13 protein-coding genes are annotated in these 14,313 nt (G+C 55.3%); 7 read left to right on the forward strand and 6 right to left on the reverse strand.

What is annotated here, in order from left to right; translation table 11 throughout:
* Positions 1-36: 36 nt before the first annotated feature.
* Positions 37-747, reverse strand: a complete 711-nt coding sequence (locus CLV83_RS17970) for a nuclear transport factor 2-like protein (RefSeq protein WP_132295756.1) — start codon at positions 745-747, stop codon at positions 37-39.
* A 192-nt stretch (positions 748-939) separates the two neighbouring features.
* Here CLV83_RS17970 and CLV83_RS17975 point away from each other — a divergent pair, with 192 nt between their 5' ends.
* From CLV83_RS17975 to CLV83_RS17990, 4 genes are all read left to right on the forward strand, one after another.
* Positions 940-1,941 carry an LLM class flavin-dependent oxidoreductase gene (locus tag CLV83_RS17975; protein WP_132295759.1) on the forward strand — a complete coding sequence of 334 codons (1,002 nt, stop codon included), beginning with the start codon at positions 940-942 and terminating at the stop codon, positions 1,939-1,941.
* 14 nt (positions 1,942-1,955) lie between these two features.
* Positions 1,956-3,041 carry an alkene reductase gene (locus tag CLV83_RS17980; RefSeq protein WP_132295762.1) on the forward strand — a complete coding sequence of 362 codons (1,086 nt, stop codon included), beginning with the start codon at positions 1,956-1,958 and terminating at the stop codon, positions 3,039-3,041.
* A gap of 645 nt (positions 3,042-3,686) precedes the next feature.
* On the forward strand, positions 3,687-4,214 hold the full coding sequence (locus tag CLV83_RS17985) for an HdeD family acid-resistance protein (RefSeq protein WP_132295765.1): 528 nt from the start codon (positions 3,687-3,689) through the stop codon (positions 4,212-4,214).
* Between the two features lie 596 nt (positions 4,215-4,810).
* Positions 4,811-5,140 (forward strand): DUF2384 domain-containing protein, encoded by a 330-nt coding sequence (locus CLV83_RS17990; protein WP_132295768.1) that lies wholly within the window; start codon positions 4,811-4,813, stop codon positions 5,138-5,140.
* Between the two features lie 254 nt (positions 5,141-5,394).
* Here the strand turns inward: CLV83_RS17990 and CLV83_RS17995 are convergent, their stop codons facing one another.
* Entirely contained in the window at positions 5,395-6,624 is a 1,230-nt protein-coding gene (locus tag CLV83_RS17995; protein WP_132295771.1) for a sugar transporter, read from the reverse strand.
* 426 nt (positions 6,625-7,050) lie between these two features.
* Between CLV83_RS17995 and CLV83_RS22710 the strand changes: the two genes are divergently transcribed.
* Both CLV83_RS22710 and CLV83_RS18005 read left to right on the forward strand, forming a co-directional pair.
* Positions 7,051-7,650: a VPLPA-CTERM sorting domain-containing protein gene (locus CLV83_RS22710; protein WP_207894937.1), complete on the forward strand. Its 600-nt coding sequence runs from the start codon at positions 7,051-7,053 to the stop codon at positions 7,648-7,650.
* Between the two features lie 335 nt (positions 7,651-7,985).
* Positions 7,986-8,552, forward strand: coding sequence for a VPLPA-CTERM sorting domain-containing protein (locus CLV83_RS18005; protein ID WP_207894938.1), 567 nt, complete (start codon positions 7,986-7,988; stop codon positions 8,550-8,552).
* Between the two features lie 217 nt (positions 8,553-8,769).
* Here CLV83_RS18005 and CLV83_RS18010 read toward each other — a convergent pair whose 3' ends face one another.
* Both CLV83_RS18010 and CLV83_RS18015 read right to left on the reverse strand, forming a co-directional pair.
* Complete coding sequence (locus CLV83_RS18010) at positions 8,770-10,314, reverse strand: tannase/feruloyl esterase family alpha/beta hydrolase (RefSeq protein ID WP_132295774.1); 1,545 nt, start codon at positions 10,312-10,314, stop codon at positions 8,770-8,772.
* Positions 10,315-10,338: 24 nt separating this feature from the next.
* Positions 10,339-11,130, reverse strand: a complete 792-nt coding sequence (locus CLV83_RS18015) for an aldolase (RefSeq protein ID WP_132295777.1) — start codon at positions 11,128-11,130, stop codon at positions 10,339-10,341.
* Between the two features lie 315 nt (positions 11,131-11,445).
* Between CLV83_RS18015 and CLV83_RS18020 the strand changes: the two genes are divergently transcribed.
* Positions 11,446-12,471 carry a GlxA family transcriptional regulator gene (locus tag CLV83_RS18020; RefSeq protein ID WP_132295780.1) on the forward strand — a complete coding sequence of 342 codons (1,026 nt, stop codon included), beginning with the start codon at positions 11,446-11,448 and terminating at the stop codon, positions 12,469-12,471.
* 41 nt (positions 12,472-12,512) lie between these two features.
* Here the strand turns inward: CLV83_RS18020 and CLV83_RS18025 are convergent, their stop codons facing one another.
* Both CLV83_RS18025 and CLV83_RS18030 read right to left on the reverse strand, forming a co-directional pair.
* A complete protein-coding gene (locus CLV83_RS18025) occupies positions 12,513-13,196 on the reverse strand; it encodes an SDR family oxidoreductase (protein WP_132295783.1) in 684 nt (227 codons plus the stop codon).
* Positions 13,197-13,336: 140 nt separating this feature from the next.
* A complete protein-coding gene (locus tag CLV83_RS18030; protein WP_132295786.1) occupies positions 13,337-14,254 on the reverse strand; it encodes an AraC family transcriptional regulator in 918 nt (305 codons plus the stop codon).
* Between the last annotated feature and the right edge of the window lie 59 nt (positions 14,255-14,313).

Here is a 14,313-nt window from a genome sequence, read left to right on the forward strand (position 1 = left end):
CCTTACTCGTTTATATTCAGCGCAATCAAATTCAGTTCAATCCAACTCTATCGCCCGCACCTTTAAATAGCGACCAGCCTGTTCCGTCAGCAACAGGCTCAGGCTTTGTGTGCCAGACAGTTTCAGTGTCAGAGACAGGGCGGTTTCATCCTGCTCGCCAGTTCTTGCGGATCTCAGACCTTCTGCCTCTTGTTGGGCTATCAGTTGGTGCCACTGTTCGTCTGCGCCCGGTTCCATCAGTTCATCCGCGATCTGGTCGGCCTGGCCGGTGGCGAAGAGAAAGTCGATCCGTGCTGCGGTGGCGCCAAGGCGGTTGGCGGCGAAGGAATCCTTAAACTCCCGGTCCGGGTTTTGGCTTACCGGGGTCTTCTGCAGAAAGCTAAATGCTGCCTCACCGGATTTGGTAAACATCACTTCAGTCTGGTATTCGATGACCGCGCCGCCGACCAGCTCGCCGTTTTGCATCACCTGGTAGCCGATCTCCATCTCAACCCGGGCTCGGTTATCCGATGTCGGTTGCCAGTGCAGGGCGTTTATAAAGTGAGAGTCCGTTGCCGGCGGCACCTGTTTCAGCCAGTCAGCCATTGCAGACTGTCCCTCGGCCAGCAGGTGCTGACCGGCGTGGATCAGGCGCACGTCCGGCGCAAACAGTTGCAGGTGTTCTTCCAGGCTTTCGGTCTGGCCCTCAAAGAAGGCGAACCAGCGGTGGGCGATATCGCGAATGGCGTAATAGCGGCTGTCGTTCATCGTGCTCCTCAATCCAATCCACTGTAATGAAAGAAGCCAGTCTAAACGCTGAGTCGGGTCTCTATTGGAGAATTTAAGTCTACATTGATTGGAATGTAACCCTGTTTATCGATTTTATGTGACCAATCATACTTTGCAGCCTGAATTACGACGATGTTTAAACGGCCTGTATCAGGGCTGAGGAGAATGAAGATGACGCGCAACACCGTACCGCTTTCTGCGCTGGATCTGGTCACTATTGGCGAGGGTTTTAACGCCGCCGATGCCCTGGAAACCAGCACCCGTCTGGCGCAGGCTGCTGAAAAGGCCGGCTTCCACCGCTTCTGGGTGGCTGAGCACCATAACCTGATCGATATCGCCAGTGCGGCGACCGCCGTGGTGCTGAGCCATATCGGCGCCAAAACCTCCCGTATCCGTCTGGGCTCCGGCGGCATCATGCTGCCAAACCATGCGCCGCTGGTGGTGGCCGAGCAGTTCGGTACGCTGGAGTCGCTCTACCCTAAGCGCATCGATCTGGGCCTGGGCCGTGCACCGGGTACCGATATGCAGACTGTGCGTGCGCTGCGCCGTGACGTGCGCTCCAATGGCCTGGACTTTCCGGAAATGGTGGAAGAGCTGCAGGGTTACTTCAAGCCGGCGGCTCGCGGCCAGAAGATCAAGGCGATTCCCGGCCAGGGACTGAATATCCCGCTCTGGCTGCTGGGTTCCAGCACCTACAGCGCACAGTTGGCGGCGATGAAAGGTCTGCCGCTGGCGTTTGCCTCTCACTTCGCGCCGGATGCGATGCAGGCGGCCATCGATTACTACCGCGAGAACTTTCAGCCGTCCGAGCAGCTGGATAAGCCCTACGTGATCGTCTGCGTCAATGCTGTCGCTGCTGACACCCAGCAGGAGGCGGAGTACCTGGCCACTACGGAGCTGCAGAAGTTCCTCAACCTGGGTCGCGGCACCGATACGCTGCTGCCCAAACCGGTGGAGGATATGAACAAGCTGTGGCACGTCAGCGAAGCGCAGCGCGTCCACAATCAGCTGCGGGAATCCGCCTGGGGCACCGCCGAACAGGTATGCGAGAAGCTGAACGACCTGGTTGCCCGTACCGGCGCCAACGAGATCATGCTCAACTCCTGGATCCATGATCCTGAAGCGCGTATCCGTTCCATCGAACTGATCGGCCAGGCCTGGGCGCAGAGCTGAACAGGAGGCACAAAATGGACAACCTGTTAAGCGACTATCAATTGGGCGCTACCCGGCTGAGCAACCGCGTAGTGATGGCGCCGATGACGCGCTCCCGTGCCGTCGATGGCGTGCCCGATCATAACACCGCGCTTTACTACGCCCAGCGTGCCAGCGCCGGACTCATTATCAGTGAGGGCGTGCCGGTTTCCCGTCAGGGCACGGGCTACCTGTACACGCCCGGTATCTACAGCGACCGCCAGGTGGATGCCTGGCGCGAGGTGACCGACGCAGTTCATGAGCAGGGCGGAAGAATCTTCGCCCAGCTCTGGCATGTGGGCCGCGTATCCCATCGCAGCATCCAGCCGAACAATAGCGCCCCGGTCAGCTCCGTGGCGGTGGCGGGCGGTAAGGCGTTTGCCTACGACGACCAGGGCCAGGCCCGCGATCTGGCGGCAAGTGAACCACAGGCGCTGGATGCAGCCGGTATTGAAGATGTGGTCTACGAGTTTCGTCAGGCGGCGGCTAACGCCATAGAGGCCGGTTTTGACGGTGTAGAGATTCATGCGGCAAACGGCTACCTGATTGAGCAGTTTATCAACCCGGCTTTTAATACCCGGGAAGACCGCTACGGCGGTGCGACGCTGGAAAACCGCAGCCGTTTTCTGCTGGAAGTGGTTGATGCCGTGGTGGATGAGATTGGTGCTGACAGTACAGGCGTGCGTCTTTCTCCCTACAACGAGTTGGGCGAAATGCCTTTGTATGCCGATATCGCCGAGACCTATCTGCATATCACCGAAGCGCTGCAGGCGCGGGGCGTCGTCTATCTTCACCTAGCCGCGCAGGAAGCACTGATAACCAGCGGGCTGCTGGGGCAGATTCGCGATAGCTGGAAGGGTGCCTTGATGCTGGCGGGCGGTTTGTCGGCAGGGCAAGCGGACCAGATGATTGCGGACGGAGTGCTCGACCTGGCGGCCTTTGGCACTCCCTTTGTCGCCAACCCCGACTTTGTCGAGCGTACCCGCAACGGTTGGCCGCTGGCGTCGGTTAACCGATCGTCGTTCTATGGCGGCGGTGCCGAAGGCTATGTGGATTATCCAATTTACCAGCCGGCAGGCTGACTTGGGCGGTGAGAAAACGAAAACGGGCGCTCAGATTGAGCGCCCGTTTGTCTATTAATGCTGCGGCATCGGCGGCAGGGGAATCGGCTGCTGCGGCCAATCGGCAGCGATCTGATCATCATAGTCTGCAGCGTTGAGTGTCCACATAGCAAAACCTCCTAAATTGATTACCAGCGTGCTGGCTAAGTAGGAGCAGTTTGCATCGACGTACGAATAAGTAAAAATTAATATTGTCTATGAATAGTATAATTTTTAGCTTATAGCTGGCTGTTTATTGGGTGTGGCTGTGGGCCTTGGGCAGAGTGTGTCGTTTAACAACAGTCTCCGACCTGCCTGGGGGCAGGGATCAAGTCGGCCAGGAATTCCGCGCCTGGCGCTCGCAAAGTTTGTTCTGAAGCATCTGTTTTTGTGGCGTGTTGGCTTCTTTGGGCTAGGGTAAGGGGAGGCTGGTCATAGACAGAAAACCTTTAAGCAGTGGCTTGCTTAGCAGTTTTCGGCAGGTCTGTCGTTGACCGCCACCCGTTTAATTTCGAAGCCTGTTGCTGCGAGGCCGGCAGGTGATAAAAGGAGCATGGCTAGGTGAGGAGAGCGAGAGGTTTAATAGAATTTCAATGATTTTTAATTTATCGAAAAGGAATTTTTGAAATGAAAAAATCTACAAAGGTATTTTGGGCGGGCGTTTTGACCTGTGCGCTTGGCCTGGTTGTTATTCTGAATGCCGCCGTGGCTTCCGGCGCCATCGTCATTGTTACCGGTTTGATCCTGCTAATCGGAGGGGCGGCGCAAACGGGCCTCTATTTCATGGAGGGGAAGTCGGAGCGCAAATGGGGCTCTCTGGCTATCGGTATTCTGACGCTGCTGCTGGGTTGGTCTTTTATCGCCAACCCCTTGTCCGGCATCATCTCGCTGACCACCTTGATACTGGTGTTATTCGCGGTCAGCGGCGTGCTGCAGATCATACTGGGAATTAGAGAGCGCGGTACTCCGCTGTTCTGGCCGCTGCTGATTGCGGGCATAATTCCCCTGGTGCTGGCGGGTGTTGTCCTCTCTTCACCTGCTGCGACCATGTTGCTGCTCGGGACATTGCTGGGGGTTCATATGCTGGCTTCCGGCACCTCACTTATCTTGCTCGGAAAATATATGAAGCAGGCGGGTGTGCAGACCGTCCGGTGAGACGAAGTCTCTGTGACATCCAGTGCCACCAGGACCGCTGGGTCAGGCATAAGATGGGACAGGCAGTTGATAGAACAGGCAGTTGATAGAAAGATAAAACAAAAAACGGGCGCCTGGTGAAAGCGCCCGTTTCTTTATTGGTGCGGCATCGGCGGCAGGGGGATAGGCTTCTGCGGCCAATCAGCAGCGATCTGATCGTCATAGTCTGCAGCGTTGAGTATCCACATAGCAAAACCTCCTAAATTGATTACCAGCGTGCTGGCCAAGTAGGAGTAGTTTGCCTTGGGGTATGGATAAGTAAAAATTAATATTGTCTATTATTAGTATAAGCTTTTAATTATGCCTGGGTTTATTTGTGGTGTGCGTCCTTGTTCGCAACGGGTGAGGCGGCGGGATTTATGGGAGTCAGTGCTGAGCACCGCACGCGATATCGTCGATCCCTTGCCCAGGCGCGATGGCAAAGTTGGAATCTGACTGCGAGCTCCTGACACCCGTCTCAAGCTCTCTATCTATACTGTAAAAATATAAGAACTGTTCGCGCGGTTGTCGGAAACCACCCCGGCGGTACGGTCGAAAAGAGTCATTGAGGAGAGTTTATGAGCACCAGTCTTACCGAGGTACTGCATGTACTGGTCCAGTGGCAGTGCACGCCAAACCAGGCGCTCGCTATCCTGAAGTTAGATCCCGAAAAGCCGTTTCCTGCGGTTCTTAACGAGGAACAGTGTGAACGCGTTAATTTCGTGCTCAATATCCATTCATCCCTGGGTACGGTCTTTGACGATGCCGAAGAGGTGTACGGTTATATGTCCAGCCCCCACGAGGATCCCTACTACGAAGGCAAATCCCCCCTGGAGTTGATCAGCAGCGGGGATCTAACCGTGTTTGAGCGTGTCTGCTGGCATATAGATGCGATGAGAGTGCTCTGAGGATACATCGAGTAACGAGCACTGATTTCGTGCTGAGGTCTTTAGCTTCAAGCGGTAAAATGAGCGCGAAAGGAAAGACCTGTTCGGATGTGAGGCGGGTCAATCCTGCTTGTGGCGCGGTCTGAAATTTAGGCTATATTCTAGGTGAAACAAGTGAGCCAAATGGGCAAGCGCCCGAAAAGTTTGAAGAGAACTGGGATCTCACTGCAAGAAGAAACCCCGTGGCGGCAGTGTTCGACACGGGGTTTTCAATTTTACTCGGCGGGCTGACCCCCCACTGCCGGGTTTTCCTTCATGACTGCTGGCATTTGCGCGCGGCGCATAAAGTAGAGGCAGAACATCAATCCCCAGGCCAGCGCCATGATTCCGAGCGTCGCCCCGGAATAGCCGATCTGCGTCAGGCCTGAGTGAATGATCACCTGACTGCCAACCAGCGCACCGCCGCCTATACCGATGTTGTAAATACCGGAGAACATGGCGGTGGCAACGTCAGTGGCATCGGAAGCCAGTTCCAGAATTTTCAGCTGACCGGCCAGGGTCATAAAGGTAATGCCCAGGCCCCAAAAGGCGCAGATCAGCGTCACCCAGCCGTGACTTTTTGCCGCCGGTAATAACAGCAGCATCGACAGGCTGATCACGCCGATGGCGCTGAACAGAACAGCCAGCGGAAAGCGGCCGTATAAGCGGCTGAACACCAGCGTGCCCGCCAGCCCGGCAAGTCCGTACACAAACAGCAGACTGGTGGTAAAGCCGCCGCTGAATTTCATTACATCCTGTACCAGCGGCTCGATGTAGGAGTAGGCGGTAAAGTGAGCTGTGACGGTCAGCAGCACCAGCACATAAAGGCCCAGCAGAGCAGGGCGGCGCATCAGCGAGGGCAGGCTTTTCAGTGACCCGGCATTCTGGCTGGGTAGCACAGGCATCACCCGCCACACCACCAGCATAATCAGGCCGGCAACCATGCCGATCAGCAGGAGAGTCATCCGCCAGCTGAACCATTCACTGACGATACGCCCCACCGGCAGACCAAGAATGCTGGCCAGAGAGGAACCGGCAATCAGCAGACTGACCGCCTGGGTTTTCTTACCCTCAGGCGCTACTCGCATCACCATCGCCGCGGTAATCGCCCAGAAAACGGAATGCGCCAGGGCGACACCCAGCCGTGAAATCATCAACACAGTGAAGTTCCACGCCAGGGCCGAGAGTAGATGGCTGATCACAAACAGCAAGAATACACCCAGCAACAACTTGCGACGTTCGTTATGACTGAAGATAAACATGGCCGGCAGAGAAACCAGCGATACCACCCAGGCATAGATGGTGATCATCAGCCCGGTATCGGCGATGTGCATATCAAAGGAATCAGCAATCCCTTTCAGCAAGCCTACGGGGGCAAATTCGGAGGTATTAAACACAAAAGCGGCAAAAGCCATACTGATCACCGGCAGCCAGACTGACAGTGCAGAACGACGGGAGGTTGTCATCGGGAGTGTCCGGAAAGAAAAGTGAAGCAGAAACGGCAGGCGATTCTATGTCTGAACAGAAGCCGTGACTATCTTTGATTGGTTGGATTGCAGGCAAAGACTGTTGTTGAGAATGGATAAGCCTTGGGTGTGGATAGCAGGCGCTATGACTCTCTCAGCGTAGGCCTTCAGGGGCAGCTTCGCTGCTGTGGATTCAATTCATCAACACTGACATTGAAAAGTCGGATTTCTTTACACTATTCAGATACGTCTCTTTAAGCAAGAGTCGGAGGATTTTACAGACTCTAGTTGGATTTCGATGCTTAAAAGATATTTATGTTTGTATTTTAAGAATTATATTTATTTTGGCGCAATATTTGTATGCATATTTATTCTAAGAAATGTTTATGGGTCGGTGCGATCTAGTCGCGTGGTAAAGGGAAATTGATGAAAGCTTTAAAAGCGATTTTAATGACGGTGTCTTTGGTATTTGTATCAAGTTATACATCGGCGGGTACAGTTACTGTGTTTGAGCAGGACTTTGAATCGTCTTTGGGTGCGAATGAAAGCCTGACTGGTGATGCTTGGATCCTCACAACTTCTTATGATTACGGGACCGGTTCGAGGATGCTCGGTGATCCGTTGGGATCTTACAGTAACAACGAAAATGTAACCTATCAGATTTCTGGCTTGGACTTTTCTGACTTGGAATCTGCAGTACTGTCATTCGATCTATACGGTAGGAGTGAATACGGCTTCGACTGGCTTTGGATGTATGCTAACGGAAGCCAGTTCGCGGCTCATACCGGATTCAGAGCTGGAACTTTAACGTACGATCTCTCAGCTTTTGCAGGACTTTCTAACGTAGATCTTCGATGGTGGTGGATTTCAGATTTATCAATCGCCAGGCAGGGCTATACACTGGATAATATATCGGTGAGTGGTATTTCGGCTGTGCCTGTTCCAGCCGCCGCATGGTTATTTGGAACTGCGTTACTTGGATTTGCTGGTACGAGACTTCGTCGCCGTAAGTCGATTACTGTATAAATAATTGTTCTTTAGATAATGACAGGGCGCTTTTTAGCGCTCTTCTTATTTGGCTGTTAGATGTTCGTTTTGTGCCGATATCCGCTTCTTCGTAAGGCATCCTAATGTCCGCGAAGGGACGGCAGCGGCAGGGTACAGGAACGAATTTTGTCGAAGAAATTTACACAAAGATAGCAACCGCGTCAGTATTCCTTACATTTCAGCAGTGCTACCTAGGAATTTTAAGTTTTTAAGGTTGAACTTAAAGTATCTCTTTGAAAAATAATGTTTTATATTTTGGCCTGTATTTTGCTTCATGATTTGATTATATCAACTTTTACAAAAGGAATGTGATTATGAGGCAATCTATCCTGGGCGCCGTTGCTTTGTTATTAATAAGCTTTAATTCAACAGTTAATGCAGCAACCTTGGATGTATCCATAACCCGCTCAACAGACTACGCAGACGCGAGCATCATTGCATTGATGGGTGGATCAGACACATTTAACATTCTCGATGGGGAAACAATAAGCTCTACGCTAGACACGGCCTCCGTGTGGACGAGGGCGAGTGGTTTGGACGGTGTTTCAGTCGCACTGGATTGGGAGCAAGAATTAACTATAAACGGTATAGCACAAAGCTTTTTTCGAAGTGGTGAGTACACGATTACCAATACACAGGATAGCTTTTCAATTTTTTCTCAGTCGGCTTCCTTTGATATCGGTTCCGGGATTGTAGAAGTATTGGCATATGCGGGAGATCTGGATATTTTTGCACTCGGCACGCAGTTCGTACCTCTGACTTATGACTTTACCTACACCGAACGACTTTCCGCTGTGCCAGTTCCCGCTGCTGCCTGGCTTTTCGGTACAGCCCTGCTTGGACTTGCTGCTATTCGCCGCAAGAAGTTGAAAGAGGCCTAACTGGATTGTGGGTATGAATTGGGCACTTAGGAGTTGAATTCGCGGGTGCCTTTTTCATATCGGATGAATGTTTCTTAAAGTGCCGGACCCCATCTCCTAGTGAAGCGCTTAACGTCCGCTAAGGGCTGCCGTCGGTAGAGTAGTCCTTTCCACCACTTCAGCTTAGAGTCGAAAGCCGCCGCTAATCTGCCAAATCAAAGCGACGGCTTCCCCTTATTCAACGTTCCACACAGGCAAAGCTGCTCGCGTTATTCATGTCACCTCCCTGATATTCCGCATAGGTCGGATAAGCACAAAGCGGCATCTCCCGGTCCGGCATTGAGGGAGCGCTTGCGGGCATCATCTGCGGCGCTTCGCCGGTTTCCTTCCAGTTCTCCAGCAGAGTTAGCGGGTCGAAGTTCTCGAAGCTCGCATTGCCACCGCCGCAGTGGGTCATGCCGGGCACCATAAACAGGCGGGCGGTGTCTGGGGTGATCGCTGAGGCTTCGGTGTACCAGCGGGCGATATCGTTGGCGGAGAAGACCGGGTCGGCCAGGCCCTGGAATATCACCAGTTTGCCTCCCCGTTGGGCGAAGGTGGAGAGAAATACCTCGTCGGCATCGAAGTAGCCGCCCACGGAGCTGACATTGCTTGCCAGGGCGTTGAAGTCCGGTTGCTCTGGCATATTCTCCTGCGGTGGTGTCATAAACAGTTTGGTCAGCGAGGCAGGGCCGATCGACAGGTTCATGGCAGGGCGCTGTTCGCTGCCCAGTTTCCAGGCACGCCAGCCGGCGCTGTTGATGCCCGGATCCCAGGGCCAGTCGCTGTAGAGCGCTTCGCCATGTTTGCCTTGGGGGCCTGCCATCACGGTCAGCAGTGCATCCAGTTTGTTATCGGTAATCTTTCCGCGTAGGGCTTCAGGGTTGAAGTCACACTGGGCGGCAACGATGCCGTCTTCCAGCCCGTCTTTTGTATCGCACTGGGCCAGAATCTCACTGGAGACGACATCCAGGTCGGACTGCGTCAGCGCCCGGGAAAGGCCACCTTCCGGTGCCACCGACATCAGCGTCTGCACATCCCGGGCCTGGGTCAGTGATGCGCGGGAGAGATGAAAGCCGGGATTGCCGGCGACGATGCCGTCGAATTCGGTGGGGAATCGCTGGGCCGCCATCATCGCCTCACGGCCGCCGTTGGAGCAGCCCATAAAGAAGGAGTGTTCGGGGGCTTTTTCATAGCGGGCGCGGATCAACGCCTTGGCGGTGTCGGCTACTTTGCCGATGGCGGCGTAGGCCAGATCAAGACGAGCCTGCTGGTCTTTGGCGAATTCAGCCCCTTGGCCGTTATGGCCGCCATCCATACTGACCACGGCGTAGCCACGGCTGAGCGCGGGCGTTGCTGTTGATCCGGTGCTGGGGATGGAGCCGATCGCCGGGGCAATAAACCCGTCCATGCCACCACCGCCCTGGAATAGGAAGCGGCCGTTCCACTGATCCGGCAGACGCATCTGGAAACGGATGCCGTAGTGGCCGTTCACACCTTCACGATCATCGATCTTGCCCTCCACCAGGCAGTGAGTGCCCACCTCGACCGGACGCGGCGAACTGCCGGTCATGGCGCTCATAGGATCGGGCGGCAGTGTCTGTGCCGGCTGGGCTTCGGTGTTACCGATATCGAGGCCATCGAGTTCAAGGCTCGCAAGATCAGCACAGCTGCTGGCGAGCGCCTGTGCGGCGGTGGTGGTGCCGGCAAGAAAAATCGCGCTGGCAAGTAGGGACCTTTTCATCGTTCTATCTCTAATAAGGTGTTATCAGGCGTCGAACGGCGCTACATCGCCTCTGAGGCGGCGCTTGATGCTGGCCAGGTGCATTTCGGCGCTGGTGGTATCTTCTTCGCGGATCTGCTCGGCGGTTTTGCGAGCGATCTCGTTACTCACGGGCACCAGTTTGCGGCCGCTGGAGAGCGCCAGTTGCTGCACCTGGGCGGCACGCTCCAGGAAGTAGAGGTCGTCCCAGGCTTCAGCAATGCTTGGCGCGGTGACCATCACGCCATGGTGGCGCATAAAAAGGATGTCCGCATCGCCCATGGATTTCGCGATCCGTACGCCTTCCTCTGGGCCGAGCGCGAGACCGTTGTAGTCCGTATCCACGGCCACGCGGCCGTAAAATTTCAGTGAGCTCTGGCTGGCGTAAAGCAGCGGGTCTTCATCGGAAAGTGTTAACGAGGTGGCCCAGGGCATATGGGTGTGAAAGCAGGCGGTGGCGTTGGGGCAGTGCTTGTGAACCTGGGCGTGGATATAAAACGCGGTCGCTTCCGGGCGGCCTTCTCCGGCCAGGACATTGCCGTCAAAGTCACAGATCAACAGGGATGAAGCGGTCACCTCGCCAAACGAAAGCCCGTAAGGGTTAACCAGAAACAGGTCGGTGCGGCCGGGCACCAGGGCGGAAAAGTGATTGCAGATCCCTTCTTCCATCTCGAGATGCGCGGCCATCTGGAAACAGGCGGCCAGGTCTTCCCGCGCCGCTTTTACTTCGGGAGCCTGGAGTGCCTCCAGTTCGTTAGCGGACAGGGTGCGGGTGGAGCGGTTCATCTCGTGGGCCATGGGTGGAACTCCTTGTTCGTATCGGCAGGTGGTTGGGAAAGCAGCGCCAAGCCAGTGTACTCATTCAGGGAATGTTTTACCGCCATTGCCCGGTCTGAGCAGTCGGGTAGAGCCCGTGGCAAGGGCGATGCTGACGTCTTGGTCAGGAAAAGACTACTCCTTCGGAAGGATGATCTACGCTGAAAGCTGAAGTAAAATTCATCGAAAGGATGATTAGCGCAGGGCAGCTCGGAACGCACGGGGTGGCTGGCAGGTTATTCGAAGCGCCCTCCGGGCTGTAACACCAGTACTATTAATCGAGTCGGGTCCGCCGTTATGAATAGCAATCGCTTCTCCAGTCCTATCAAACACTCCACTCGATTAGCCTCGAAAGATATCAAAGTGACCGACGAGAAGAAGAAAAAAGCGCTGTTTGTGCTGCTGGAAAACTTCTCCATGGTCTCCTTTACCGGCGCGGTGGATGTGCTGGTAACCTCTAATCTGATTACCACATCTCCCGTTTTTGATGTCGAAACCGCCAGTGTCGACGGCGAGAAGGTGGTCAGTGACCTGGGTATAGAAGTGGCGGTTAACCAGCGTGTCGATGCGGTTAACATTAAGGATATCGACATTCTGGTGATCTGCGGCGGGTTGAGAACACCACTGCGCGATTCTCCGCCGATCCATAAGCTGATCGCCAAAGCGCTGGAAGAGGAAATCTGGATCGGTAGCCTGTGGAACGGTACTTATTTTCTCGCGGCGGCCGGTATGTTCGATCTGGCAGAGTGTGCCACCCATCCGGATAGTCGTGATCTCATTCGTGAGCGCTACCCGAACACCCGCATCGGCAACACCTCCTACACCATCGAAAACAAGAGCTTCACCTGTGTAGGGCCGAACAGTGCGATCCGCGTGATGCAGGATCTGATCGAGCAGCTGTTCGGCGCCGATATGAAACGCGGCGTGAACGGCATTCTGAATGTGGACGAGAATCGCTCCGTGAACTCGGCGTTCTCCAGCGGCGTGAACTACATACCGAAAAACCTCGAGATGATCATCGAGCTGATGGAGAACAACCTGGAGGAGCCGCTGGATATTACCGACTTCAGCGATTACACCTCGTTGTCACGTCGTCAGATCGAGCGGTTGTTCTCCAAGTATGTGAACACCAGTCCGTCGCGCTACTACCTGGAGCTGCGCCTGAATAAAGGGCGTCAACTGCTGCGCAAGACCGACTACAGTATTTCCGAGGTGGCGATCGCCTGCGGCTTTACCACCCAGACCCACTTCAGCCACAGCTTTAAAATGGTGTTCGGATCATCGCCGACCCAGTTCCGTCAGGCGGGCAGGGATAACAGCTAAGCTGCCCGGCCTGTTGCTCTCTGTTATCGCCAGGCCTGCTATCACCATGGATATTCATCGCCGCGCCAGGTGAAGAAGTGTCCACTATCTTTTAGTGTCAGGCGTTGCGCCAGTTTGATGATGCCACTGGCGCTCTCTTCAGGTGTCTCCGAGGCGCTGGCGCCTCCCATATCGGTCTGTACCCAGCCGGGTAACACCGGGCAGACGATCACGCCATCGCTTCTCAGTTCCAGCGCCAATCCCTGCATCGCCTTATTCGCTGCTGCTTTTGAACTGCGATAGGCCAGCAGGCTGCTGCCGCCATCATGGAACGAGGCCATATCGCTGGAGACGGTGATGATGCGTGGGTTCGCTGATCGCTTCAGGTTATCCAGCAGCGCGAGACTGATCATGCTGGGCGCGACGGTATTGATCGCCAGCGTCTGCAGCCAGTCTGTCGGGTCCAGTTGATGCAAAGACTGGTTATTGGGGCCGAGGATACCTGCGTTGTTGATCAGCAGGTCGATAGTCACACCGGATAGCGCTTGCGCCAGATCCTCGATCGACCTCTGGCTTGTCACTTCCAGCTGTTCGATCTGACATTGACTGCTGCTTTCGAGCGCTCGAAGTGCCGGCGAGGGTTCGCCGCGGCAGGTCGCGATCACCCGGTAGCCGCTCTCGATCAGTTGCTGCACCAGGGCCAGGCCGATGCCTCGACCCGCGCCGGTTACCAGTGCCGTTTCCATACTTGTTGAATCTCCTGAATAGATTAAAAGTGAGTCGTTGGCCTGGTTCAACGGTAAAAGCGGGCGCGGACCGGTTCAAGCCTTCGGGGACTCAAGTGCCCAAACTCAGTTTTCCAAGCGGGTTGGGGCAGTTTCGTTAATCAGCAGGGCGGCGTGCTGATCTGCTCTGCGCTGGCGCCGAGGCTTCTCAGACGCTGTGCATCCACGGATGGGGCTTGACCAAATAGCCGGGCGTATTCGCGGCTGAACTGGGAAGGGCTTTCATAGCCGACGCTATAGGCGGTTTTGCTAACGTCGGCGCCGCCCAGCAGCTTCAGTCGTGCCTCCTGCAGTCGCAGACGCTTCTGGTACTGCAGCGGGGTAATGCCGGTGGCCGAACGGAAGTGTCGGTGTAGCGAGGCCTGGCTCATACCCGCGTGGTCGGCCAGCGCATTCACGGACAGGCGCTCCACGTAGTTGGACCGGATCCAGTTGATGGCGCGGCGTACCTGGCCGATGCGGCTATCGTTGCCGACCAGCTGCCTAACGATGTTCTGGTGCGGCCCGGTCAGCAGTCGGTAGAGCAGTTCGCGCTCGATCATCGGCGCAAGCGCAGGAATATCCTCTGGTGTATCCAACAGGCCAAAAAGTCGGGACCAGGGTTCGATCAACTCCGATGTCACCGGTTTTACACCAAAGCCGGGCGTGTTGCAGTCGATCGGGAAGCGGGGGGAGGGCGGAAATTCGGCCGCCAGAGTAGCGACTTTGTCCAAGTCGAGCGTCAGCGTGAGCGCGATATAGGGTTGCACCTGGCTCGCTTCCAGAATACGGGTGGAAACCGGCAGCTCCACCGAGCCTACAAAGCAGGAGCCGGTGTCGTAACGCAACAGCTGTTCGCCAATCAGAACCTCTTTGGCACCTTGGAGTACGAGGCAGAACATAGGCTCGTACAGTGCTTGTATCGGGCAAGTGCTGGCGGTTGAGCTAAACAGAGAGAAGCGCGGCAAGAGGCTCACGCTTTTACCCGGAGACAGATGTTTCTGCGCCTGAGCGCGCACTTTTTCGATAATGGCCTGCATGGTCGAATCATAAGAACGCTCCTGGACAAGCGCAAGGGCTCAGTCAGTAGGTCCGGTTG

The sequence above is a fragment of the Marinobacterium mangrovicola genome (assembly GCF_004339595.1).
Classification (GTDB): domain Bacteria; phylum Pseudomonadota; class Gammaproteobacteria; order Pseudomonadales; family Balneatricaceae; genus Marinobacterium_D; species Marinobacterium_D mangrovicola.